The organism is Tumebacillus flagellatus (genome assembly GCF_000714935.1).
GTDB lineage: Bacteria > Bacillota > Bacilli > Tumebacillales > Tumebacillaceae > Tumebacillus > Tumebacillus flagellatus.
Genome location: NZ_JMIR01000036.1, coordinates 22,556 through 47,208 on the forward strand (window position 1 = coordinate 22,556; position 24,653 = coordinate 47,208).

The window sequence follows — 24,653 nt, forward strand, 5'->3', positions numbered from 1 at the left end:
TAGAATGATGTCGAACACGGAATTGCTCTCGTATAAAGCCGGGGATATGGCCCGGCAGTTTCTACCGGCTCCCGTAAAGTGCCGACTACGAGGTTCGACATCGTGCATGCAGACTGGACACGTGCACCTGTTCTTCCTCGTATACCCTTGTGGAGGTACTCCATACTAAGGGGGAAAGAGGAAGAACAGGTGCTTTTTATTTGCAGAAGGAGATGACTTTCATGGAAAACCGTGAGATCGTTGTTGTTCTCGACTTTGGAGGGCAATACAACCAACTGATCACGCGCCGCATTCGCGAACTGAACGTGTACTCGGAGTTGCTGCCGTTCTCTACGACAGCGGAAGAGTTGAAGAAATACAACCTCAAGGGCATCGTCTTCTCCGGCGGCCCGAACTCGGTGTACGGAGAAGGGGCGCCGAAAGTCGACCCGGCCGTTTTTGAACTCGGCGTGCCGATTCTCGGCATCTGCTACGGAATGCAGTTGATGGCGCACCACTTCCAAGCGAAAGTCGAACGCGCCGCCGTCCGCGAGTACGGCAAGTCGATGATTTCCGTCGCGTCCGACTCGGCGTTGTTCACCGAACAGCCGCAAAGCCAGCAAGTCTGGATGAGCCACTCGGACAAAGTCGTCACCGTTCCGAACGGCTTCCGCGTCGATGCGACCACGGAAACCTGCCCGGTGGCGGCGATGAGCGACGCGGGCCGCAAGCTCTACGCGGTGCAATACCACTTGGAAGTCAACCATTCCGAATACGGCAACGAGCAACTGCGCCGTTTCCTCTACGACATTTGCGAATGTTCCGGGGACTGGACGTCCGCCTCGTTCGTGGAAATGGCGATTGAGAAAATCCGCCAGCAAGTCGGCGACAAAAAAGTCCTCTGCGCGCTCTCCGGCGGCGTGGACTCTTCGGTGGCGGCGGTGCTGGTGCATCGGGCGATCGGCAACAACTTGACTTGCATGTTCGTCGACCACGGGCTGCTGCGCAAAGACGAAGCGGAGCAAGTGATGGAGATGTTTGCGGGCGAGTTCAAGATGAACGTTGTGAAAATCGACGCGCGCGACCGCTTCCTCGGACGTCTCGAAGGCGTGACCGATCCGGAGCGCAAGCGCAAGATCATCGGCGAAGAGTTCATCCGCGTGTTTGAAGCGGAGTCCAAGGAACTGGGACACTTCGACTTCCTCGCGCAAGGCACGCTCTACACCGACATCATCGAATCCGGCACGGCGACGGCGGCGACGATCAAGTCGCACCACAACGTCGGCGGTTTGCCGGAAGACATGCAGTTCAAACTGGTCGAGCCGCTCAACGAGCTGTTCAAAGACGAAGTGCGCGCGGCGGGCACGGAATTGGGCATCAAGGACGAGATCGTCTGGCGTCAACCGTTCCCGGGTCCGGGTCTTGCGATTCGCATCATCGGCGACGTGACGGCGGAGAAGCTGGACATTCTGCGCGACGCCGACTGGGTGGTGCGCGACGAAATCAAGCGTTCGGGTCTGGACCGTGAGATCTGGCAATACTTCGCGGTGCTGCCGGACATCAAATCGGTCGGCGTCATGGGGGACGAGCGGACCTACGCGTACACGATCGGGATTCGCGCCGTGACCTCGCGTGACGGGATGACGGCGGACTGGGCGCGCATTCCGTACGAAGTGCTGGAACGCCTGTCCACGCGACTGGTCAATGAAGTGGGCAACGTCAACCGCGTCGTGCTCGACATCACGTCGAAGCCGCCGGCGACGATTGAGTGGGAATAGGAAAAAAACAACGAGAGAGAGACACCTTGGAGGAGGATTGCGCACATGTTGGAGCGCTATTTCAAACTCGGTGAGCATGGGACGAACCCGCGTACCGAGATCATTGCCGGCATCACGACGTTTGTGACGATGGCTTACATTCTGTTCCTGAACCCGTCGATTCTGGCGGGGACGGGGATGAGTCAGAACGCCGTGTTCGTGGCGACGGCCCTGGGGGCGGGTCTCGTCACGCTGATGATGGGTCTGTTCGTCAACTTCCCGGTCGGTTTGGCACCGGGCATGGGGTTGAACGCGTACTTTGCGGTTGTTGCGGCGGCGAAGGGCGGCACGATGACGTGGGAAGTGGCACTGGGAGCCGTGTTTGTTTCCGGGATCATCTTCATCTTGCTGACGATTTCCGGCTTCCGTCAGATGCTCGTCAAAGCGTTGCCGGATTCCTTGAAGTATGCGATTACGGTCGGTATCGGTCTCTTCATCACGTTCATCGGTTTGAAACTCGGCCAGATCACGACGGCAACCTTCACCGGCGGCCCGTCGACCGCTCTGATTTCGGGCGGAGCTCCGGCTGTGACGTTGCAGTTTTTTGAATGGAACATCGGCATTGCCGATTTCGTCGTGAACAAAGCGGCGGCGCTGACCGTGATCGGGCTGTTGCTTGCGGGGATCATGACGACGCTTCGCGTGCGCGGCGGTCTGTTGATCGCGATCGTGTTGACGACGTTGATCGGGATTCCGATGGGCGTGACCCCGACGGAAAACTGGGCGAAGACCCCGTTCCTCCCGAATTTCAGCGACTTGGCGATCGGCAAAGTGGACTTCTCGATGCTTGGCAGCGGGTTGTTCTGGGAAGTTGTCATCGTCATGGTGTTCGTGGAACTGTTTGACTCCTTCGGGACGCTCGTCGGCACGGCGCAACGCGCAGGTTTGATGAACCGCCCGGACGGGGAGAAGCGTCTCTCCCGCGCGATGTTCGTCGACGGGGCAGGGGTTTCGATCGGTGCGCTCTTGGGTGTGACGCCGATGACGGCGTACATCGAGTCGGCGGCGGGCATCGAGTCCGGCGGCCGCACCGGTTTGACGGCGGTGACCACGGGGATTCTGTTCTTGCTGGCGATTGTGGTGCTGGCACCGTTTGCCGCGATCATTCCGGACGCGGCGACCGCTCCGGCGCTGATCATCGTCGGCGTGCTGATGATGAGCTCCGTTCGTAACATCGAGTGGGAAGACTTCGGCATCGCGATGCCGGCGTTCCTGACGATCGCGATCATGCCGTTCACCTACTCCATCGCCAACGGCATCTCGGTCGGCGCGGTGGCGTACGTCATCCTCAACGGCATTCGCAACCTCGTTTCCAAGGATAAGAAAGTGGAAGTGCACTGGCTGATGTGGGTCATCGCGATCCTCGCAGTCGCGCGGTTTGTGTTCTTGCACGGACGATAAAAGCAGAAAAAAGCGGCGCCCCCCCCACCGGGTGCGCCGCTTTTTTGCTGTTACGCATCTGCGTTTTGTTTTTCAACTGTGGTGCCGGGCAACGACTCGGAAGGGTTGTAGAACGTAAACACTGCCGCTACGATCACTACCAGAAACGCCAGCACAAACACGAAGCGATTCATTTCTCGTACTCTTCCTCTCTCCCTGAAACTCTCTTTGTCTCTCTACTTACTTAGACGCATCGAAAGCCCGATTCGTCACACCGGAGCGCCGCCATCTTCTGCCTCTTCTTCCAGTCCTGCCAAGCGGTCCTGCAAACTCGGCAGCCGCTCCAAGAGCTCCACCCTCACATCGTCCGGCACTTGAAACCGATTGACCTCCCGATGCAAGATCACCAACCCCAAAGAGCTCAACTCTTCCAAAAACGCATCGATCTCACACCGCTCCTGCAACGCCAACCTCGTCAACGTCTGCCGTTCGCCGGGCGATAACGACGCGATCATCCTGTCCCAATTTTGCGGGTTGCTCCAATACGCCGCCACCGCGTTCCGATACTCGTCTTCCGTATAGAAGTGCGGCACATCCGGCTGGTACAGCGTGTCGTACAGGTCGGCCAAGTGGTACAACGACAACGTGTGCAGGTACTCCGCAAGCATCATCGGCCGTCGCCTCCTCTTCCTTGGTATAAGGTATGGAGACCCCGCACCGACCAGAACGACGAAAAAACGGAAGCGGCCCGCAGGCGTCTTCCGTTACCGGTAAGGGAGATGCTTTAGTTCTTTTTCCACTCGCTTTCTTTCATAACGCGGGCGGAGAGAATGAAGCTGTTGAACACGTCCACGTTGTCGTGTCCAACACCGATGTTATGGTGTTCCTTGTTTGCCAACACCTCTTCCACTTGCGATTGCTTGGTGAAGTTGGCGCCGGAACCCTTGACCAGCCGTTCTTGGTTCATGATCGAGTTTTTGCGGTCGTCCATCACGCCGGTCTGCTGGTTGGGCTTGGCGAATTTCTGGACGTACAACCAGTACGAATCCCAGTCCACCACAAACTCCATGACCACTTCTTCGCTGGCGTCGGTGGAATTGGCGTTCTCGAATTCTTGCGTATGAGTGAGGGACGTGGTGAAGTATTTTTTGTAACTGTCGCTGGTGTTGAACTGCATCGCTTTGGGGAGGCCCTTATCCAGGATGCTCTTCGCTTCGTCTTTGTGCATTTTGCGGTAGAGCTTGAGGAAGGACTTGTTTTTGTTGAAACCGATCTGTTTTTCCGGCTCCATCTTGGCGGCTCGCTCCGGCTGGGCGTAGGGGTCGTCCACTTCGACACCCTCGATGTCGTCAACGATATACGACAGGTTCTCCAGCTGTGCGTGGAAGTCGTCCAGGACGCTGCGGAGTTTCTTGATGTCCTCTGCTTTCAACTCATCGCCCGGTTTCAAGTTTTGGAGATCGCTCTTTTCAATATCCGTATGAACCCGATCGACATCCCGAAACACGTATTCCACTTTGGCGGCACGGCCCATCATTCCCTCGGCAACACGTTGCAGGAAGCGGAGATAGTCCAAGATGATGACGGCGGGCTTGGTGCCGGGGCGCGCCCCTTGCGCAAAGGAGTGATACTTCGTCAATCGCTGAATCGGCTTCGCGCTTCCGCCGAACGACTTCATCATCTGGGAAACCGCGCGATTGCCGTACATCTGTTGCATGCTCATCAGTTGGGCCATCACGGTGTTGTGCCGCGCTTGCAACGGACGTGTCGAACTCTTGGCTTCGGTGCTGGCTGCCCGTCGTGAAGCAACTGTCTGGTGAACCATCGAAGATCACTCCAATACATCAGTCTGCTTGTCTCCAGCATACCTCCTCCCCGCAGGATTCGACAATCAATTCTGATAAAAAACGCCCTCTCACGCAGACCGATTCCGCGCAAGGGGCGTTTTTTGACAGTCGACTATCTCCAATACTCCACCCGCTGCCAAGTTACTGAAGAGAGGCAAGCTCTAGACCTTACACGCGCTGCGAAAAAATAACCAACCTCTATATAGAGATGGGTCATCTTGCTTACCAACTTGTAAAAGCTGCAGGGTCGTCGCCTTTCCAAAAGGACTTGTCATCCCAGAGGAACTCATGGAATTCAAACATGTCCTTCCAAATGATTCGAAATTCTTCAGGGGCTTGTAAGGCGTCCGTTGATTCGATGAGAATACATTCTGCCCATCGTATAAGTAACATACATAGGAAATGACAGTAAGCAAGCGTTTCAGAACTTGCGGTTTGGATGTTGAGATCAGCTATCAACAGTACGGAAGGACTCCCCTGATTCCTGCAAATCTCGTAGAGCGCAGGGATGCTTTTTACGTCTGTAAGCTTGAATTGTAGCTTAGGCACACCGTGCGAAATAATCTGAACATCCAGTTGCGAATGATTTGACTGCGAAAGTGTTACAGATACATCGTCCAGAGAATATCCGTATTCCGCTTGGATATGGGGCATTAACTCCTGACGCAATTTCTCAATTTCAAGGTCACGATCTTCATCTTGGGAAATAAAGGATATCCAACTCAAGTAAGTAACCCCCGTTTTTACTTATAAGGTATAACAGAACGATTCCCTTTCGTATCTAACAAGAGTCCGCGGTTGTTTCGGGCGGCTTTCCTTTGGGATTCCCAAGTGGAAGAAAGCGAAGTGTACTTGGAATCTTGGGAGAATGAAGGGTAAATTTTCAGATCAAACTCACCTAAGTATCTGTTGTATTCAATCTCTGCATTACGCAAGCGCTTAGGAGTGAAATGAGCATGGAAAATGGATTTATTTGTACGGTTGTAGATTAAGAAGATCGAGTAGCCGGACAGATCCATCCATTCATTTTTAAAATTGGCATCCATAGGGGTTCGTGCACCATCAACATAATTGCCAAGGTGGCGATTGACAATACCGCCCATTGAAGAATTGATATCAATGACAACCATGATATTGTTCGTTCTGCGAGTTGACGCAAAGATTTGGGTATTACTCTCATTCCCGTAATTACGAATGCGGCTGTGTACATCAGTAACAATTGCTTCTTCCATGTGCTTATTTGCTTTCGTTTCCAATGAAATATTCGAGTTTCCAGCAACAAACTCCCCCCAGTACGGGACATAAATGGGGGTTTCCTCAGCTGCATAGGTGATATCGGACGTATTTTTTTTCTCTCGCAGGGAATCAGAAGCGACATTGTAAGCCGAAACAGCCAAGGTAATAATCATGACTGCTTCTAAAGCAAGAATAGCGGCTTCAGTCAGTCCAGCAACCGCAATCGGTAACGCCAAGAATACGAGTGATGGGGGAGTAGAGTTCGCTACTTGATTGGTTTTGAACTTCAAGTGATTTGTGTAAAAAACTTTAAGGTCTTCGGAGTCCTGGTTGCTTTTTATTTTGGAGAGGCTATCCGCGAGTTTTTTTGCTGAAAAATCAGAGGATACACCGTCGATTGAGTAGCTTGACAACACCTGTTCTTGTTTATCGTGAACAATTTTCGATGTCCATTCATACCCAACTGATTTTTTTGCAACTTGAATCGAGTAGGTATCGCCATGTAACGTCCTCATTTCGATTGCTCTTAAATCGGGAGTGTCAGAAATCACTTGGATTTCAGTGTTCGTTACCTCTATTGCTTATGCACTCGGCTGAAAGCCAAGCAAAAAGAGCAAAACAAACGTTAGGAAAACAGCAATGATTCTTCTTGTTGATTTCAAAATGAACACCTCCATTTTAGGTAATATTTTAATTTGAATAGAAAATAAAATCAATATTCATCATGTGGGACGTTTGTGAAAGGAGCAGAGTTAAGCCATTGCAAAGCAAAGAGCAGAAAGCACTCGGCTTTCTGCTCCTGGCTATCTCCAATACTCCACCCGCCGCATCGGCCTGCGGTCAGTCAACGGAATCGCATGCCGGTCGGCAAACTCCCGAATCGCCCGCAGGGCGGCGTCCGCATCATCGACGTGCAACCGGACGACCCGATGCCGCTGCTCCAGGCGGATCGCCAACCCGTTGTTTTTGATCAGAAAAAACTCATAGATCTGCTCGTGCCCGTACGTCTGCTCCCACACCCCGCGGTCGATCCGAATCTGCTCCCGACCCACCGCGAACTCCCGCGTTTTCATCACGGTGCGGAACATGAGGACGACGAGGAACGCAATCAATACGATTAAATTGAATGTCCACGCTGGTTGGATCATTGCCAACAGCATGGGGATGAGCGGGAACAAGAGCGTCAAGAACAAAAACCGTTGCGTGTCACGAATGCGAAACGTGCGCATCATCCTTCATCACTCCGAATGCGTAATGTTACAGTCTATGAAGCCCCAGAAACTCCTATGACGAACATTTCGGAACACGAGGAAATATCGAACGATCACAAAAAGCTCCCATCGAATGTTCGGTTTTTGTTGACTCATTCTCTTCAGAGTGGTATTCTAGCTCTAGAAAGCAACACCAAATTTCATAGTCTCGTATATGCTTGGGGATCTGGCCCGAGCGTCTCTACCCGGCAACCGGAAATTGCCGGACTACGAGTTGAAAGCGAATCTAGGGTTCCTGCACCCGTTCTGTTTCTGTGTGGGTCCGAGCGATTCGCATGTCCGCACCCTGTGGACATGACACCGAAGGGACAAAAGCCCAGGCGGGTAGGTTTCACTCTTGCGTAGTGAGTAAGAGCTGAAGTCTACCCAGCTGGGCTTTTTTTGCATGCATTTTACAAACAAGCGACTTTAGGAGGTCCAACAACATGGCGAAAAAAGTATTGATCCTGATGGGCAGTGACTCCGACCTGAAAATTATGAACGACGCAGCGAAAGCGCTCGCCGCTCTGGAAGTCGAAACCGAAATCCGCATCTCCTCCGCGCACCGCGTGCCGGACAAAACCATGACCCTCGCGCGTGAGGCGAAAGCAAACGGCTTCGGCGCAATCATCGCAGGCGCAGGTCTCGCCGCGCACTTGCCGGGCGTCGTCGCCGCGTGCACGACCCTGCCGGTCATCGGCGTTCCGATCCAAGGCGGCGCGATCAACGGCGTGGACGCACTCTACTCGATTGTCCAGATGCCCAAGGGCATCCCGGTCGCGACGGTCGCCGTCAACGGCGCGTACAACGCCGGCCTCTTGGCGGCGCAAATCCTCGCCACCGGCGACGAAGCGCTCGCGGAGCGCCTCGTGACGTTCCGCGAAAACCTCGCGGCGGAAGTCAAAGCGAAAGACGAGAAACTCCAAGAAATCGGCGTGGAAGCGTACCTGAACAAGTAAGCACCGCTTGAACCAAACGATCTCTGCAAAAAACCAAACAATCCGGGGACCTTCCTTGCTGCCGTCTAACTTACTTGACCGTGGAAGGACGGGGTGGAAGGTCCCGTAATTTTTGTGAAGTCTAAGAATCCCAAACATTCAGGAGGTTCACACCAATGGCTATCAAGGGCGAAATGCTGTACGAAGGCAAAGCGAAGAAAGTGTACGTCACCGACCAAGCAGATCTCTACATCGTGGAATACAAGGACGACGCCACCGCGTTCAACGGCGAGAAGAAAGGCCAAATCACCGGCAAGGGCCAACTGAACAACGCGATCTCCACGATCTTTATGGAAATGCTCAACGAGCGCGGCATCCCGACTCACTTCGTCGAAAAGCTGAACGACCGCGAACAGCTCGTCAAAAAAGTCGAAATCGTGCTCCTCGAAGTGGTTGTCCGCAACGTCGCAGCCGGCTCGCTCGCCAAACGCCTTGGCATGGAAGAAGGAACGATCCTCCCGAAAACCGTCGTCGAGTTCTACTACAAAAACGACGACCTCGGCGACCCGCTCATCAACGACTCGCACATCGACGTCTTGGAACTCGCGACTCCGGAAGTCGTGAAGCAGATGGAAGTGTACGGCCGCCAAATCAACGACATCCTCGTCGAGTTCATGAAGCAGCGCAACGTCATCCTCGTCGACTTCAAACTCGAATTCGGCATCACCCCGGCGGGCGAGTTGATCCTCGCCGACGAAATCTCCCCGGACACCTGCCGCTTCTGGGACGCCGACACCAAGGAAAAGCTCGACAAAGACCGCTTCCGCCGCGACATGGGCGGTGTGGAAGAAGCGTACCAAGAGATGCTTCGCCGTCTCGGAGGGGTGGAACTCGTATGATGACCGCGCGCATCCACGTCACCCTCAAAGCGTCCGTTCTCGACCCGCAAGGCAGCGCCGTCACGAAATCCCTGCACGCGCTGGGCTATGACGAAGTCGCGGACGTGCGCATCGGCAAGTACCTCGAAGTGAAAGTGAACACGACCGACCGCGCCGTCGCCGAAGAGCGCATCACCGAAATGTGCGAAAAACTGCTCGCAAACACCGTCATCGAGAAGTACGAATTCCAACTGGTGGAGGCCTAAACCCATGAAGTTTGCCGTTCTGGTGTTCCCAGGTTCCAACTGCGACATCGACGCCGTCAAAGCGGTGGAAGACGTGCTTCAACAGCCGGTCGACACTGTGTGGCACACGACTTCCGACCTGTCCGAGTACGACTGCATCATCGTGCCGGGGGGCTTTTCCTACGGAGACTATCTGCGCTGCGGCGCGATGGCGAGCCTCTCGCCGGTGATGGAAGCGGTGAAAGTCGAAGCTGCCAAGGGCAAGTTTATCGTCGGCATCTGCAACGGCTTCCAGATTCTCACGGAAACCGGGCTCCTGCCGGGCGCGCTGCGCCACAACGACACCATGCAATTCCGCTGCGACATCACGCCGCTCGTCGTGGAGAACGCCGACACGCCGTTCACCCGCGAGTACAGCAAGGGCGATGTGATCAACATCCCGATCGCGCACGGTGAAGGCAACTATATCGCCGACGAAGAAACGCTCGCCCGCCTGAACTCCAACAACCAAGTGGTGTTCCGCTATCACGAGTGCAACCCGAACGGCTCCGTGGAGCGCATCGCCGGGATCTGCAATGAAGCAGGCAACGTGCTCGGCATGATGCCGCACCCGGAACGCGCCGTGTCCGACCTGCTCGGCTCGGCGGACGGCAAGGCGTTTTTTACCTCGATTCTGAAAGCTTGGGAGGCCCGCGTCCATGACCACCAACGTGCGTAACGAACCGACTCCGCAACAGATCGCCGATGAGAAAATCTACCGCACTTTCGGGCTGACCGACGAAGAATACGACAAAGTCGTCCAACTGATGGGCCGCAAGCCGAACTACGTGGAGACCGGCATCTACTCCGTCATGTGGTCGGAGCACTGCTCCTACAAGTCCTCCCGTCCGATTTTGAAAAAGTTCCCCACCCAAGCCCCGCACGTGTTGCAAGGGCCGGGGGAGAACGCCGGCATCATCGACATCGGCGACAACCTCGCCGTTTCCTTTAAGATCGAATCGCACAACCACCCGTCCGCCATCGAACCGTACCAAGGCGCGGCAACCGGTGTCGGCGGGATCATCCGCGACGTGTTCACGATGGGCGCGCGCCCGATTGCGCTGCTCAACTCGCTGCGCTTCGGCGAGATCGACGGCGCGGACAACGCGCACAACCGCTATCTGTTCGGCAACGTCGTCGCAGGCATCGCGGGCTACGGCAACTGCATCGGGATTCCGACCGTCGGCGGCGAAGTGGTGTTTGACGACCGCTACAAGTACAACCCGCTCGTCAACGCGATGTGCGTCGGCCTCCTCACGCACGACGAAATCGCCAAAGGCACGGCATCCGGCGTCGGCAACCCCGTGCTCGCGGTCGGGGCTCGCACCGGACGCGACGGCATCCACGGCGCGACGTTCGCTTCGACGGAAGACCCGCACTCCAAGGAGCGTTCCGCCGTGCAAGTCGGCGACCCGTTTATGGAAAAACTGCTGCTGGAAGCCTGCCTGGAACTGATCGCCACCGGGGCGGTCGTCGGGATTCAAGACATGGGCGCGGCAGGTTTGACTTCTTCTTCGTCGGAAATGGCCGCACGCGCAGGTTCGGGCTTGGAGCTCGACATGCTGAAAGTGCCGCGCCGCGAAGAAGGCATGACCCCGTATGAACTGATGCTCTCCGAATCGCAAGAGCGCATGCTCGTCGTCATGGAAAAAGGCAAGGAACACATCGCCGAAGAGATCTTCCGCAAGTGGAACTTGGAAGCGACCGTGATCGGCAAAGTCACCGACGACGGCAAACTCCGCCTGACGGAAGGCGACGAAGTGGTGGCGGAAATCGAAGTCACGACCCTCGTCGACGACGCGCCGGTCTACCACCGTCCGTCCGCCCGCCCGGCGTACCTCGACGAAACGCTTTCGTTCGACCCGGCAAGCATTGCGCTTCCGGAAAACTTCACCGAAACCCTGCACACGCTTCTCGGAACGCCGACCATCGCGTCCAAGGAGTACGTCTACTCGCAATACGATTACATGGTGCGCACGTCCACCGTCGTCCGACCGGGCTCCGACGCAGCGGTCGTCGCGATTCGCGGCACCCGCAAAGCGCTGGCGATGAGCACCGACGGCAACGGCCGCTATGTCTACTTGAACCCGCGTCGCGGCGGTCAACACGCGATCGCCGAAGCGGCGCGCAACGTCGTCTGCTCCGGCGGCAAACCGCTGGCGGTGACCGACTGCTTGAACTACTCGTCCCCGGAGAAGCCGGAGATTTTCTACCAGTTCGAAGAGTCTTGCGCGGGCATGTCGGAAGCGTGCACGGCGCTCGCAACGCCGGTCATCTCCGGCAACGTCTCGCTGTACAACCAAACGAACGACCTCGACATCTACCCGACCCCGATCATCGGCATGGTCGGCCTCGTAGAAGACCTCGACCACATCACGACGCAAGAGTTTAAGCAGGCGGGGAACCGCATCCTGCTCGTCGGCCCGTCCGACACGGCGGGGCTTGGCGGCTCTGAATACCTGCGCGTCGTGCACGGCCAAATCGCAGGCGACGCGCCGGCGCTCGACCTGAACGTGGAAAAAGCGTTGCAAACCGCCGTGCTCACCGCGATCCAAGAAGGCCGCATCCGCGCGGCGCACGACTTGGCGGAAGGCGGCCTCGCCGTGGCGCTGTCCGAGTCTTGCATCGGAGGCAAACTCGGCGCAACGATTGAACTGAACTCCACCCAGCGTCTGGACGAAGTGCTGTTCGGCGAAGCAGGCTCCCGCATCCTCGTGGAAGTCGCGCCGGAGCAACTGTCCGGCGTGGAGGCGCTTTTTGCAAAAGCAGGTGTGTCTTCCACCGTCCTCGGCACCGTCGGCGGCGACCGTCTCGAAATTCGTGTGAATGGGGAGGCGGTGATTTCCGACGCCGTCACTCATCTCGAATCGACTTGGAGAGGGGCAATCCCATGTCTCATGAAGTAGAAGAAACCGGCGTATGGCGTGAAGACGACATTTTTGATAAATGGAATGAAGAGTGCGGCGTGTTCGGCATCTTCGGCCATGAAAACGCGGCGGAGTTGACGTATTACGCGCTCGTCGCCCTGCAACACCGAGGTCAAGAGTCGGCGGGCATCGCAACGGTCGACGGCATGAAACTGTACCACCAGAAAGGCATGGGGCTCGTCGCGGAGGCGATCCCCACCGCCTCGATGGAGCGTCTGGGCAAGGGGCACGCGGGCATCGGACACGTTCGTTACTCGACGACCGGCGTGTCGCAGCTGATCAACGCGCAGCCGCTGGTGTTTAACTTCATCCGCGGCAACTTGGCGCTCGCGCACAACGGCAACCTCGTCAACGCGCACCAACTGCGCCAGTTTCTCGAACGCCGCGGCGCGATCTTCCAATCGACGTCCGACACGGAAGTCGTCGCGCACTTGATCGCGCGCGCCGACTCCAACGACGTGCAAGAAAGCATCAAGGAAGCGCTCTCCATCGTCAAAGGCGCGTACGCGTTTGTGATCTTGACGGACGACAAACTGTACGCGATGCGCGACGCCAACGGCCTGCGCCCGATGGTCTTGGGCAAAGTCGGCGACGCGTACTGCGTGTCTTCGGAATCGTGCGCGTTTGACACGATCGGCGCGAAGTTTATCCGCGACATCGAACCGGGCGAGATGCTGGTGATCTCCAAGGACGGTGTAGAGTCGCACCGCTTTGCGGGTCAAGCCAAGAAAGCGCTTTGCACGTTTGAGTACATCTACTTCGCGCGCCCGGACTCCGACATCGACGGCTACAACGTCCACCACGTCCGCAAAGACTTCGGCCGCCTGCTCTACCAAGAACACCCGGTGGAAGCGGACGTCGTCATCGGCGTGCCGGACTCCTCGATCTCGTCGGCGATCGGCTATGCCGAAGAATCGGGCATCCCGTATGAAATCGGCTTGATCAAAAACCGCTACATCGGCCGCACCTTCATTCAGCCGAGCCAAGAACTGCGCGCGCGCGGCGTGCGTCTGAAGCTGAACGCCGTGCGCAAGATCGTCGAAGGCAAACGCGTGGTGCTGATCGACGACTCGATCGTGCGCGGCACGACGTCCGGGCGCATCGTCACGATGCTGCGCGAGGCGGGGGCCGTGCAAGTGCATGTGCGCATCGCGTCGCCGCCGGTCACGCACTCTTGCTTCTACGGCATCGACACGTCGGCGAAGGAAGAACTGATCGCGTCCCGCAAATCGGTCGAAGAGATTCGCGAGTACATCGGCGCGGATTCGCTGGCGTATCTGAGCGAGAGCAACATGATGCGCGCGTTCGGCATCGAAGGCAGCGACCACGGGCATTGCAACGCTTGTTTCAACGGGAAGTACCCGACGGAAATCTACGAAGACCTGTCCAAGATGATCTTGGAGAGCCACTAGGACGGAGGAACGACAGATGAGCGAACTGTACAAAGCAGCGGGCGTGGACATCGACGCAGGCAACGAAGCGGTGCGCCGCATGAAGTCGCATGTCGCCCGCACGATGCGCCCGGAAGTGGCCACCATGCTCGGCGGCTTTGGCGGCGGGTTTCACTTGGACGTTTCAAAATATCAAAACCCGGTGCTCGTCTCCGGCACCGACGGCGTCGGTACCAAGCTCAAGCTTGCGTTTGCGATGGATCGTCATGACACCATCGGCATCGACGCGGTGGCGATGTGTGTCAACGACATCATCGTGATGGGCGCGGAACCGCTGTTTTTCCTCGATTACTTCGCGACGGGCAAAGTGGAGCCGGGCGTGATCGAGGACGTGGTCAAGGGCATCGCGGACGGTTGCGAGCTCTCCGGCTGCGCGCTGATCGGCGGCGAGACGGCAGAGATGCCGGGGATGTACCAAGCGGGCGAATACGACATCGCGGGCTTCACCGTCGGCGTTGTCGACAGAGAAAAAATGATCGATCCCGCGAATGTGCGTGTGGGTGATACTCTGATCGGATTGGCGTCCAGCGGCATCCACTCCAACGGCTACTCGCTGGTGCGCAAGTTGTTTTTTACAGACGGCGGGTTTGAATTGGGGCATGTGTTCCCGGAGATCGGACGAGCGCTCGGCGAAGAACTGTTGACACCGACGCGGATTTATGTGAAAACGGTTTTGAATCTGTTGTCTCGCTTTGACATCCGTGCGATGGCGCACATCACCGGCGGCGGTTTTTTGGAAAACATCCCGCGCGTGTTGCCGGACGGCGTTGCGGCGGAGATCGAGCTGGGCTCGTGGCCGGTGCTTCCGGTGTTTGACGTGATGAAGCGCCTCGGCAACATCGGCGACACCGACCTCTACCGCACGTTCAACATGGGCATCGGCATGGTGCTCGTCGTCCCGGCCGAGCAAGCGGACGCGGTCGTCGCGGCGGCGAAAGAGCTCGGTGAAGGCGCGTATGTGATCGGTTCGATCGTGGAAGGCGCGCAAGACGTGCGCTTGAAAGGGAAACTCGCATGAGTGCCGCAGCCAAGAAACGAAAGTTTGCCATCTTCGCATCAGGATCTGGGTCGAACGCTCAGGTCCTGTTTGAACGAGCGGCGGACGGCACGATTCCGGGCGAGGTCGCGTGCCTCGTCTGCGATCGTCCCGGCGCCGGCGTCCTCGAACGCGCGGAAAAAGCGGGCGTGCCCGCCTTGGTCTACCGTCCCCGCGACTTTGCCGACAAAGCGGCGTACGAAGCGGAACTCGTCCGCGAACTGCGGGCGCGCGGCGTGGAATTCGTCGTGCTGGCGGGGTATATGCGGCTGTGCGGCCCGACGTTTCTCGAAGCGTACGGCGGGCGGACGATCAACGTGCACCCGTCGCTCTTGCCGATGTTTCCGGGCGCGACGGCGATTGCGGACGCGTTTGCAGCGGGCGTGAAGTACACCGGCGTGACCGTTCATTTCATCGACGAAGGCATGGACACCGGGCCGATCCTTCGGCAGGAGACGGTACATGTGGAGGCGGACGACACGCTGGAGTCGCTCGCGGCGAAAATTCACGAAGTCGAGCATCGTCTCTTGCCGGAGGTCACCCGCCTGCTGGTGAGCGGCGAGTTGCGGATGGAATAGAGAGTTTTTTTTCAATAGAGAGAAGCCAACTAACGGAGCGGAGGAAACCAACTATGAAACGCGCACTGATCAGCGTATCGGACAAGACCGGCGTTGTGGAACTGGCTCAAGCGCTGGCGGCACATGATGTGGAGATCGTCTCGACAGGCGGCACGCACAAACTGTTGCAGGAGGCCGGCATTCCGGTGACGAACATCTCGGACGTCACGGGGTTCCCGGAAATCATGGACGGCCGCGTCAAAACCCTGCACCCGAACATCTTCGGCGGGTTGCTGGCGATTCGCTCCAACCCGGAGCACATGGGCGCGATTGAGGGCCTCGACATCCAGCCGGTCGACTATGTGATCGTCAACCTCTATCCGTTCAAAGAGACGATCTCGAAGCCGGGCGTGGAATTCCACGACGCGATTGAAAACATCGACATCGGCGGCCCGTCGATGCTCCGTGCGGCGGCCAAAAATTATCAGGACGTCACCGTCGTGGTCGATGCGGCAGATTACGGTCTCGTCATCGAGGCGCTGCAAAACGGCGTGGAGTTGACCCGCGAAGACAAGCTCAAACTCGCGACCAAAGTGTTCCGTCACACCGCCGCGTACGACGCGCTGATCTCACAATACCTCTCGAACGTCACCGGCGAGGAGTTCCCGGAAAAACTCACGCTGACCTATGAGAAAGTCCAAGACCTCCGCTACGGCGAAAACCCGCACCAGAAAGCGGCGTTCTACGCGGAGCCGGGTGCCGCCCTGTACACTATCGCGGGCGCGAAGCAACTGCACGGCAAGGAGCTGTCCTACAACAACATCAACGACGCCAACGCGGCGCTTTCCATCGTGCACGAGTTCAGCGAACCGGCGGTCGTTGCGATCAAGCACACCAACCCGTGCGGCGTGGGCGTGGCGGAGACGATCTACGACGCGTACATGAAAGCGTACGAAGCCGATCCGGTTTCGATCTTCGGCGGCATCATCGCGCTCAACCGTGAAGTCGACGCGCCGACTGCGGAGAAAATGGGCGAGCTCTTCCTCGAAATCATCCTCGCGCCGTCGTACACCGCAGAAGCGCTGGAGATCTTGACGAAGAAGAAAAACCTCCGCGTCATGACGGTGGCGATGACCCCGCAAGGCGGCATCGAAGTGCTCGGCGCTGCGCGCACGACGCTGAAAGTCCAAGGCGGGCTGTTGATTCAAGACCTCGACACGTTTGCGCTGACGGAAGAAAACGTCCAAGTCGTCACGAAGCGTCAACCGACGCCGGACGAGATGAAACAACTGCTGTTCGGTTGGAAAGTCGTCAAGCACGTGAAGTCGAACGCGATCGTGCTGGCGAACGGCGACCGCACCGTCGGTGTCGGCGCAGGTCAGATGAACCGCGTCGGAGCGGCGAAGATCGCCATTGAGCAAGCGGGCGAATTGGCGAAAGGCTCCGTGCTCGCGTCGGATGCGTTTTTCCCGATGGGCGATACGGTGCAAGCGGCGGCAGCGGCAGGCGTCACGGCGATCATTCAGCCGGGCGGCTCGATCAAAGACGCCGAATCGATTGCGGCTGCGGACGAAGCCGGTATTGCGATGGTCTTCACGGGCGTTCGCCACTTCAAACACTAGGTCACGGAGGTACTTTTAACTATGAAGGTTCTCGTCGTAGGAGCGGGCGGTCGCGAGCATGCGATCTTGTGGAAACTGGCTCAATCTCCGCAACAACCGAAACTCTACTGTGCGCCGGGCAATCCGGGCACGGAGCCGTTGGCGGCCTCTGTTGGCGTGGGAGCGGAAGAGGTGGCGGCGCTGGCGGACTTCGCCGAGCGCGAAGGCATCGATTTGACGGTCATCGGCCCGGAAGCTCCGTTGCTCGCCGGGATCGTCGATCATTTCGAAGAGCGCGGGCTGCGCGTGTTCGGCCCGCGCCGGGCGGCGGCGTTGATTGAAGGATCGAAGGCGTTTGCCAAGTCGGTGATGGAGCGTCGCGGCGTGCCGACGGCGGCGTACCGCGATTTTACGGATGCGGAAGCCGCCCGCGCGTACGTGCGGGAGACGGGCGCGCCGATCGTGATCAAAGCGGACGGGTTGGCGGCGGGCAAGGGCGTGATCGTCGCGATGACGCTTCAGGAAGCGGAATCGGCGCTCGACATGATCATGCGGGAGAACGCGTTTGGCGACGCCGGGCACAAGGTCGTCGTCGAAGAGTTTCTGACGGGGCAAGAAGCGACGGTGATGGCGTTTGTCTGCGGCACCGACATTCGCTTGATGGTGCCCGCGCAAGACCACAAACCTGCCTACGACGGAGACCAAGGCCCGAACACGGGCGGCATGGGCACGTACTCTCCCGTTCCGGTGGTGACGCCGGAATTGCTGGACGAGGTGGAGCGCACGATCATCCGCCCGGTTGTGGAGGGTTTGGCGGCAGACGGCACTCCGTACCGAGGCGTGCTCTACACGGGGTTGATGCTCACGGAGCAAGGCCCGAAAGTCATCGAGTTCAACGCGCGCTTTGGCGACCCGGAGACGCAAGTGGTATTGCCGCGCTTGGAGAGCGATCTGTTGGAGATCTTCAACAGCGTGGTGGACGGGACGCTTGCAGAGCAGGAGATTTCCTGGTCGGAGCAAGCTGCGGTCTGCGTGGTCCTCGCGGCGGGAGGCTATCCGGCTTCGTACCGCAAGGGCGATGTGATCGACGGGTTGGACAGCACTCATGCACAGAGCGTGATCTTCCATGCCGGGACGAAGCAAACGGAAGCGGGCATCGTCACGAACGGCGGCCGCGTCCTCGGCGTCACCGGGTTCGGATCGGACCTTCGCGCTGCCAAGCAACAGGCGTACGAAGCGGTCGCGCGCGTGTCGTTTGAGGGCATGCACTACCGTCGGGATATTGCGGACAAAGCGTTGAAGTAAGGGAATACAGCCTCTGTTCACGGATGTGGGCAGGGGCTTTTTTTCAAGGAAATCAAGATGTAAACATCCGTTTTTTCCAACGGAGGTCATACTTTCGAATATGTAAATCTTGGTTGTGGCACTTCAAGAAACAGAGTACAATTTTGAAAGGACTGGGCAGACTAGAAGCATTCAGTAGAAAAAAGGAGAGAACCACATGCCGCAATTCCAACTGGATACGAAAGCAGCCGATCAATGGTTGCAACAAGGTGAAAAAACGGACTGGGCCGCCGAGGTTCGCCGCGCACACGACACCGTGCACAACGGCACCGGACGCGGGAACGACTTCTTGGGCTGGCTGGAGCCGCTTGCTGTTGACGGCGAGATTGTGAAAAACGTGCTCGCAGCTGCCGAGCGCATCCGCAAAAACTCCGACGTCCTGCTCGTCATCGGCATCGGCGGCTCGTACGCGGGCGCGCGCGCGGGCATCGAGATGCTCACACACGGGTTCCGCAATCAATTCTCCGCCGAACGCCAAGGCCCGGAAGTTTACTTTGTCGGTCACAACCTCAGCGCCACCTACATAGCTCAACTGTTCCAACTGATCGAAGGCAAGGACGTCTCCGTCAACGTGATCTCGAAGTCGGGCACGACGACCGAACCGGCGATCGCGTTCCGCCTCGTGCGCGACTGGATGACCAAGAAGTACGGCGACAAAGCGGCGGAGCGCATCTACGCGACCACCGACGCTGCCAAAGGCGCGCTGCGCACACTCTCCGACGCGGAAGGCTACACCACATTCGTCATCCCGGACGACGTCGGCGGACGCTATTCCGTGCTGACTCCGGTCGGCCTCTTGCCGCTGGCGGCGGCAGGCATCGACATCCAAGCGATGCTCCAAGGCGCACAGGAAGCAAAGGATCTCTACAGCAACCCGAACTTGGAGGAAAACTCCTGCTACCAATACGCGGCGTACCGCAACCATCTCTACCGAAACGGCAAAGCGATTGAACTGTTGGTCGCGTACGAGCCGCGCTTCGTGACGTTCGTCGAGTGGTGGAAACAGCTGTTCGGCGAATCGGAAGGCAAGGAGCACAAAGGCATCTATCCGGCGTCCGTGCAGTTCACCACCGACCTGCACTCGATGGGCCAATACATCCAAGAAGGCCCGCGCCACATGTTTGAAACGGTGCTGTGGGTCGACGACGCAGGCCACGAAGAACTGACCGTGCCGCGCGAAGAGAAAGACCTCGACGGCCTGAACTACCTCGCGGGCAAGTCGATCAACTACGTCAACCAACAAGCGATGCTCGGGACGCTCGAAGCGCACCAAGACGGCGGCGTGCCGAACTTCGTCCTGCACATTCCGGAATTGACGGCACACAACGTCGGGCACCTGTTCTACTTCTTCGAAAAAGCGTGCGCGATCTCCGGCTACCTGCTCGACGTCAACCCGTTTGACCAACCGGGCGTGGAAGCGTACAAGAAAAACATGTTTCGCTTGCTGGGCAAACCGTCTAAATAGTCTCGGCTGGTCGGGACGTCCAACTTCCAAAAGAGACCCTTCCACACAGGTGGCGGGGTCTTTTTTTTGCACCCCGTTTGCTTCCCAAACAGGAGAAGGAAGCGTATGATGTACAGGAAGAGTCTGGACGAACGGGAGGGCGCCTATGAACCGGCTGATCACTTGTCGATTTGTCGCCGCGGTGCAGCGCCTCGACGACGAGGAAGTGACCCTCCGCCTGTTTCATGAAGTGGAGCGGGAAGACCTGCCGTTGTTTCGAGAGCGCATTCGCAAGAGATGCTCTCTGCCGCGCTCGTGTTTTGACCATTTGATCCGCACCGGGGTGTTGGTGCTGGAAGATCCCAACATGGACGGCTACCGGCCCCAAAACGCACCGTGTGTCGTGGGGTTTGACATTCTGACGCTGGGGCGGCGTGTCTCGTTTGACTTGTGCTTTCACAGCAAGTTGGACGCGTTCTGGCAGGAGAGCACGACGCGGCTGGAAGCGTTGATGCTGGACGAGGACGTGTTTGAATCGTACACGTACCGGTTGCAGGCGATTTCCCGCTACTTGTACTTGGGGCGGCAAGACAACGTGTTCCGCGCCATCGCGGTGGACGAGAACCACGAGATCGAGTTCAAGCAAGACTTCCTGAACTCCAAGGAGAAAATCCTCAAATCGGTCGTGGCGTTTGCCAACACCAACAACGGCAACCTCTACCTCGGCGTCGCCAACGACAAGAAAATCGTCGGCATCGGCCACGAGATCGCCCGCTACGGCAACGAAGACAAATACCTGCTGGCGATCGCTTCGCTGTTGCACAACCGCATCTACCCGCTGCTCACGCCGTTCCCCGAGATGCGCGTGCTCACCGTGGCAGGCAAGAAGGTCGTGCACATCTGGGTGCCCGTCGGCAACACGATGCACGCGGTGCTGGAGTCGATCGGCAACGGACAGCAGCGCCGGCGCGTGGCGGTCAAACAGAACAACCAATCGGTGTGGGTCGACGATCCGTACGACCTCGCCGAGCTGTACATCAAGCGGCGCATCGGCACGCATGCCGCCGCTAATCTGGGTCTTTTATGAAAAAGAAACCCGATCTCCACCGTGGAGCGGGTTTCCTTTTTATGCGGGTGCGTCTCCTTCTGGGTATACTACTTCATGACCCAAATGCAGCACGCGTTACCGAAATGATAAGCAAAGGTGGACAAACCATGAACCGCATGATTGCAATCCTCCTCGTATTGTTGGGAGGGGCCTCTTACGGCTTGATCTCGCCCGCGGTGAAGATGGCGTATGACGCAGGATTCTCTCCGGCGGATGTGACCAGTTCGCAGTACGGCGCCGCGATGTCGATCCTCGTGTTGATCGCGCTGTTCCAATTGCGCCGTCTGCGCGGGATGACAGGGCGCGACCTCGGGCTGCTCGTGTTCCTCGGGGTGCTCTCGACGGGGACTTCTGTTTTTTATTATCTTTCGCTCTCGTATTTGCCGGCGTCGCTGGCGATCGTGTTGCTGTTTCAATTTACGTGGGTGGTGATGGTGATCGACTATCTCATCACCCGCAACAAGCCCACGCCGATCAAATGGACGGCGTTGGTGTTGATTTTTATCGGGACGTTGCTGGCGGTCGACCTGTTCCACACCCAGTGGATGGGCGTTTCGGTGCTCGGTATCGTGCTGGGGCTGCTCTCGTCGGTGACGTACAGCGCGTTTTTGTACTTCACGTCGTACGTGCGGCCGGGGAGCTCGCCGTTTGTGAACTCGGCGGTGATCTCCATCGCTTCGACGCTGACGGTGTTTTTGATCTTCCCGCCGAAGTTCCTCTGGAACGGGTCGCTGGGGGAAGGGCTGTGGGTGTGGGCGCTGATCATCGGCGGGCTCGGACAAGTCATCCCGCCGCTGTTTTTCAACGTCGGCATTCCGAGAATCGGCGGTCCGCTGGCGGCCGTGCTCGGCGCGGTGGAACTGCCGGTGGCGGTGGTTTCGGCGTTTTGGCTGTTGCATGAGGAAGTGTTTGGCGCGCAATGGGCGGGCATCCTGTTGATTTTGGCGGGGATTGTCGTTACGGAATTGCGCTTTCTGGGAGCACGAAAAAAGAACCCGGCCACTTGAGGTCGGGTTTCTTTTTTCTTGGGCGGCGTTACTTGACGTCGAATTCCGCCGTGTCCTCCACGTTGTACGGCTGGTGGTTGTTCGTGTGCAACGACGCTTTGAGCGTGTGGTGGCCGGGGGACAAACCGTCGAGTTGATAGACTTTGTCCTTGACCGCCACTTTGGTCGGCGAGCCGTCGATGAACAGGTGGATGTGACCCTCGCCCGGCACCGGCGCTTGGCTGTAGTGCTCCGGCGAGATTTTGAAGTTGGTGACGTCAAAGTGCACCGTGGCGGTGTCTTTGTTGACGTCGACGTTCATGTGAAGCGTCGGTTTTTGAGCGGCTGCGACCGAATCGACGGACGCCGGCGGTGCGGAGGCGGCCGAAGCGGCCGGCTCCGGTGTGCTCATGTCCATGCCCGCCATGTCGTCCATGGGGTCCGATGTTTTCGGAGTCGAGTCTTTGGAGCATCCGAACAGGGTGGCGCTCAGGGCGAGGACGGCGAGCAGACGGATCATTTTTTTGTGAAACATGACAAAACTCCTCCTTGGTGCTGCATTCATACAACAGCATGGACAGGGAGGAGTTTTTCTAAACGTCTGTTTACTTGTTCAGTTGAACGGTTTGTTTGCTGTGGTCGTTGTTCGGATCCAATTGGTACGTGATCGTGCCGGTCGCGTCGTCGAGCAGAGCCCAGCCGATTTGCAGTTCCGAAACGCGGTAAGTGTCGGTGCGCGGATTGTACGTCTGCGATTTGATGCGCGCGTTGAAGGTCTTCTCGTCAAACGAGGTGAAGATTCTGATCAGCGGGTTGGTCGCCCCGGCCGCATGCGCCCAGGAAGCGGCTTGCTGGAGCAAGTCGGACAGCGCTTGGCGGTTGAGTTCGCCCGTTGCGCCGTACGGGTCGTAGTCGCGCAGATCGAGGTCGATGTTTTGACCGATGACTTGCTTTTCTTTGTTATAGGACGGCATCACCATGAATCTGGCGTTGAGTTCTTGGCCGGTGGCGGGGTCGGTCCATTTCGAGTGGTCTTTGTTCAGCGCGTCCTCGACTTTGATGGCAGCGTTCCATTCCGGCGGGTCGTTTTCGTCGCTCGGATCGTTGCCGTTGAGGGGGTTCTCGTCGCTGGCCCCTTTCGCGGCAAGAGCAGCCTCAAAGTCTGCGAAGCTTTGCGGGACTTCCGGTTGCGCCAAGAATCGGATGACGTCGTTGGACGGGATCGCCAAGTTCAACTCGCCGCCGACATACGCCGCGGAGTTCGAGGTGACGCCGACGACTTCGCCGTACATGTTGAACAGCGCGCCGCCGGAGGAGCCGAACGTATAGGGAGCGTTGGTTTGCAGGAATTCCACTTCCTTGGGGGTTTTGTCGGTTTTCTTGGAGATGTCGAATTTGCGGTGCATGCCGGAGACGAGGCCGGCAGAGAGCGTGTTTTGCATGCCGAGCGGGGAGCCGATCGCCACGACGTTGTCGCCGACATCGAGCGCGTCCGAGTTGCCAAACGAGACGGCTTGCAAGTTCGAGACGTCGATTTGCATCAGCGCGAGGTCGCGGTCGGCATCGTCGAGCAGCACTTTGGTAGCCGGGAACATCGTGTTGTCGTCAAAAACGACCTTCGCCGTCGCCGCTTCAGCCAGCACGTGATGATTGGTGAGAATCTTGCCGTCATTGGAGACGACCATGCCGGAACCGGAGCCGAGCAGTTTTCCTTTTTTGTCGTAGATGTTGATCATGACGACGCGGTCGAAGTTTTTGGCGATCTCCTTGATCGAGAGCTGCGTTTGCGGCTTCGGCGCGGGCGTCGGCGCGGTGCCGGAAGCGGTATGGGTGTCGATGATCACCGTTTTTGTGGCTTCGTCCCATTTCGCTTGCAGGTTCAGCCCTTCGACGAGGAAGCGGACGGGGATCATCGTCGCGTCGTCGATCAGCTGCGGTGCGACGTCGAGGGTGACGGGTTGTTCGTTTTTCTTGGCGGTGGTGTTGCCGAGCGTCATCTCGACTTTGTCGCGTCCGCGGGTGATCGTGGCGGTTTGCGTGGCAGCGTCCCACTTGACTTCTGCGCCGATCGCTTCGGAGACGGCGCGCAACGGTACGAGCACTCGACCGTCCAGTTGGACGGGCATGGTGGTGAGATGGACGACTTTGTTGTTGATCGTAATGCCGACAGCATCCGGGACGGACGCGTAGACGGCGGCATTCGGAACGGCGGTCAGAAGCAGCGACCCGAGCAGAAGGCCGGGGATGGTTTTTTTCATAGAGTAGGAAAACTCCTTCGTAAAGTGGATGTAACTTCCAATTCAACGGAATATGAGCAATCTCCTTTATGCGTGAGAAAAAAGTAGGAGACAGGCGGCGGAGGGGGAGAATTTGCCGGGTTTTGTTTCGCCGGCGGAGTTGAGGCGCGTGTGCGGGCATGCTAAGATTGCTCTTGTCGCCGCGAGATGCGACGGTGGTTTTGAAAATAGGTGTTGACAAATGGACGAGCTTCGTGTTAGTCTAATAAACGTCGCCGCTGAGCGATGCTTGAAAGATAATTGATCCTTGAAAACTAAACGAGTGATAGATGAAGAACGATTCGAGCCAGAAG

Annotated in this window: 23 protein-coding genes and 2 riboswitches; of the genes, 15 read left to right on the forward strand and 8 right to left on the reverse strand. The window is 57.8% G+C overall.

Translation table 11 applies throughout. From position 1 onward, the window contains the following. The first annotated feature begins 8 nt into the window (after nt 1–8). Nucleotides 9–108: riboswitch (purine riboswitch) on the forward strand. 113 nt (nt 109–221) lie between these two features. Then, entirely contained in the window at nt 222–1,757 is a 1,536-nt protein-coding gene (gene guaA / locus EL26_RS19250; RefSeq protein WP_173424632.1) for a glutamine-hydrolyzing GMP synthase, read from the forward strand. Nucleotides 1,758–1,805: 48 nt separating this feature from the next. Further along, nucleotides 1,806–3,197 (forward strand): NCS2 family permease, encoded by a 1,392-nt coding sequence (locus EL26_RS19255; protein WP_038092942.1) that lies wholly within the window; start codon nt 1,806–1,808, stop codon nt 3,195–3,197. 50 nt (nt 3,198–3,247) lie between these two features. On the opposite strand, the gene EL26_RS26520 is transcribed toward EL26_RS19255, so the two are convergent. The 6 genes from EL26_RS26520 to EL26_RS19280 form a co-directional block, all read right to left on the reverse strand. Beyond that, complete coding sequence (locus tag EL26_RS26520; protein ID WP_274518902.1) at nt 3,248–3,370, reverse strand: hypothetical protein; 123 nt, start codon at nt 3,368–3,370, stop codon at nt 3,248–3,250. 75 nt (nt 3,371–3,445) lie between these two features. Then, nucleotides 3,446–3,847, reverse strand: coding sequence for a hypothetical protein (locus EL26_RS19260; protein WP_038092881.1), 402 nt, complete (start codon nt 3,845–3,847; stop codon nt 3,446–3,448). A gap of 113 nt (nt 3,848–3,960) precedes the next feature. After that, nucleotides 3,961–5,001: a hypothetical protein gene (locus EL26_RS19265; protein ID WP_152559333.1), complete on the reverse strand. Its 1,041-nt coding sequence runs from the start codon at nt 4,999–5,001 to the stop codon at nt 3,961–3,963. Between the two features lie 244 nt (nt 5,002–5,245). Next, complete coding sequence (locus tag EL26_RS19270; RefSeq protein ID WP_038092886.1) at nt 5,246–5,749, reverse strand: hypothetical protein; 504 nt, start codon at nt 5,747–5,749, stop codon at nt 5,246–5,248. A 17-nt stretch (nt 5,750–5,766) separates the two neighbouring features. Further along, complete coding sequence (locus tag EL26_RS19275) at nt 5,767–6,774, reverse strand: hypothetical protein (RefSeq protein WP_038092889.1); 1,008 nt, start codon at nt 6,772–6,774, stop codon at nt 5,767–5,769. A 288-nt stretch (nt 6,775–7,062) separates the two neighbouring features. Then, on the reverse strand, nt 7,063–7,491 hold the full coding sequence (locus tag EL26_RS19280; protein ID WP_038092891.1) for a hypothetical protein: 429 nt from the start codon (nt 7,489–7,491) through the stop codon (nt 7,063–7,065). Between the two features lie 167 nt (nt 7,492–7,658). Then, a riboswitch (purine riboswitch) is annotated at nt 7,659–7,760 on the forward strand. A 195-nt stretch (nt 7,761–7,955) separates the two neighbouring features. On the opposite strand from EL26_RS19280, the gene purE reads away from it, so the two are divergent. From purE to EL26_RS19345, 13 genes are all read left to right on the forward strand, one after another. After that, nucleotides 7,956–8,468 (forward strand): 5-(carboxyamino)imidazole ribonucleotide mutase, encoded by a 513-nt coding sequence (purE, locus tag EL26_RS19285; protein WP_038092894.1) that lies wholly within the window; start codon nt 7,956–7,958, stop codon nt 8,466–8,468. 155 nt (nt 8,469–8,623) lie between these two features. Beyond that, complete coding sequence (gene purC, locus EL26_RS19290; protein ID WP_038092898.1) at nt 8,624–9,346, forward strand: phosphoribosylaminoimidazolesuccinocarboxamide synthase; 723 nt, start codon at nt 8,624–8,626, stop codon at nt 9,344–9,346. Further along, nucleotides 9,343–9,591 carry a phosphoribosylformylglycinamidine synthase subunit PurS gene (gene purS, locus EL26_RS19295; protein ID WP_038092900.1) on the forward strand — a complete coding sequence of 83 codons (249 nt, stop codon included), beginning with the start codon at nt 9,343–9,345 and terminating at the stop codon, nt 9,589–9,591. Before purC ends, purS begins: the two co-directional genes overlap by 4 nt. A 4-nt stretch (nt 9,592–9,595) precedes the next feature. Beyond that, a complete protein-coding gene (gene purQ, locus EL26_RS19300; RefSeq protein WP_038092903.1) occupies nt 9,596–10,288 on the forward strand; it encodes a phosphoribosylformylglycinamidine synthase subunit PurQ in 693 nt (230 codons plus the stop codon). Next, a complete protein-coding gene (purL, locus tag EL26_RS19305) occupies nt 10,269–12,515 on the forward strand; it encodes a phosphoribosylformylglycinamidine synthase subunit PurL (RefSeq protein WP_038092906.1) in 2,247 nt (748 codons plus the stop codon). Before purQ ends, purL begins: the two co-directional genes overlap by 20 nt. Further along, nucleotides 12,500–13,948 (forward strand): amidophosphoribosyltransferase, encoded by a 1,449-nt coding sequence (purF, locus tag EL26_RS19310; RefSeq protein ID WP_052036596.1) that lies wholly within the window; start codon nt 12,500–12,502, stop codon nt 13,946–13,948. The genes purL and purF overlap by 16 nt, the downstream gene beginning before the upstream one ends. 16 nt (nt 13,949–13,964) lie before the next feature. Continuing rightward, nucleotides 13,965–15,005 carry a phosphoribosylformylglycinamidine cyclo-ligase gene (gene purM / locus EL26_RS19315; RefSeq protein WP_038092909.1) on the forward strand — a complete coding sequence of 347 codons (1,041 nt, stop codon included), beginning with the start codon at nt 13,965–13,967 and terminating at the stop codon, nt 15,003–15,005. Next, nucleotides 15,002–15,601, forward strand: coding sequence for a phosphoribosylglycinamide formyltransferase (purN, locus tag EL26_RS19320; RefSeq protein ID WP_038092912.1), 600 nt, complete (start codon nt 15,002–15,004; stop codon nt 15,599–15,601). The genes purM and purN overlap by 4 nt, the downstream gene beginning before the upstream one ends. 53 nt (nt 15,602–15,654) lie before the next feature. Next, complete coding sequence (gene purH, locus EL26_RS19325; RefSeq protein WP_038092915.1) at nt 15,655–17,202, forward strand: bifunctional phosphoribosylaminoimidazolecarboxamide formyltransferase/IMP cyclohydrolase; 1,548 nt, start codon at nt 15,655–15,657, stop codon at nt 17,200–17,202. Nucleotides 17,203–17,223: 21 nt separating this feature from the next. Then, nucleotides 17,224–18,486 carry a phosphoribosylamine--glycine ligase gene (purD, locus tag EL26_RS19330; RefSeq protein ID WP_038092918.1) on the forward strand — a complete coding sequence of 421 codons (1,263 nt, stop codon included), beginning with the start codon at nt 17,224–17,226 and terminating at the stop codon, nt 18,484–18,486. 196 nt (nt 18,487–18,682) lie between these two features. Beyond that, on the forward strand, nt 18,683–19,990 hold the full coding sequence (locus EL26_RS19335) for a glucose-6-phosphate isomerase (protein WP_038092921.1): 1,308 nt from the start codon (nt 18,683–18,685) through the stop codon (nt 19,988–19,990). A 145-nt stretch (nt 19,991–20,135) separates the two neighbouring features. Then, nucleotides 20,136–21,056 (forward strand): AlbA family DNA-binding domain-containing protein, encoded by a 921-nt coding sequence (locus tag EL26_RS19340; protein ID WP_038092923.1) that lies wholly within the window; start codon nt 20,136–20,138, stop codon nt 21,054–21,056. 128 nt (nt 21,057–21,184) lie between these two features. Next, entirely contained in the window at nt 21,185–22,084 is a 900-nt protein-coding gene (locus EL26_RS19345) for an EamA family transporter (RefSeq protein ID WP_052036597.1), read from the forward strand. A 28-nt stretch (nt 22,085–22,112) separates the two neighbouring features. Here the strand turns inward: EL26_RS19345 and EL26_RS24125 are convergent, their stop codons facing one another. Then, a complete protein-coding gene (locus tag EL26_RS24125) occupies nt 22,113–22,598 on the reverse strand; it encodes a hypothetical protein (protein WP_052036598.1) in 486 nt (161 codons plus the stop codon). Between the two features lie 70 nt (nt 22,599–22,668). After that, nucleotides 22,669–24,321 (reverse strand): stalk domain-containing protein, encoded by a 1,653-nt coding sequence (locus EL26_RS24130; RefSeq protein ID WP_052036599.1) that lies wholly within the window; start codon nt 24,319–24,321, stop codon nt 22,669–22,671. Nucleotides 24,322–24,653 lie beyond the last annotated feature (332 nt).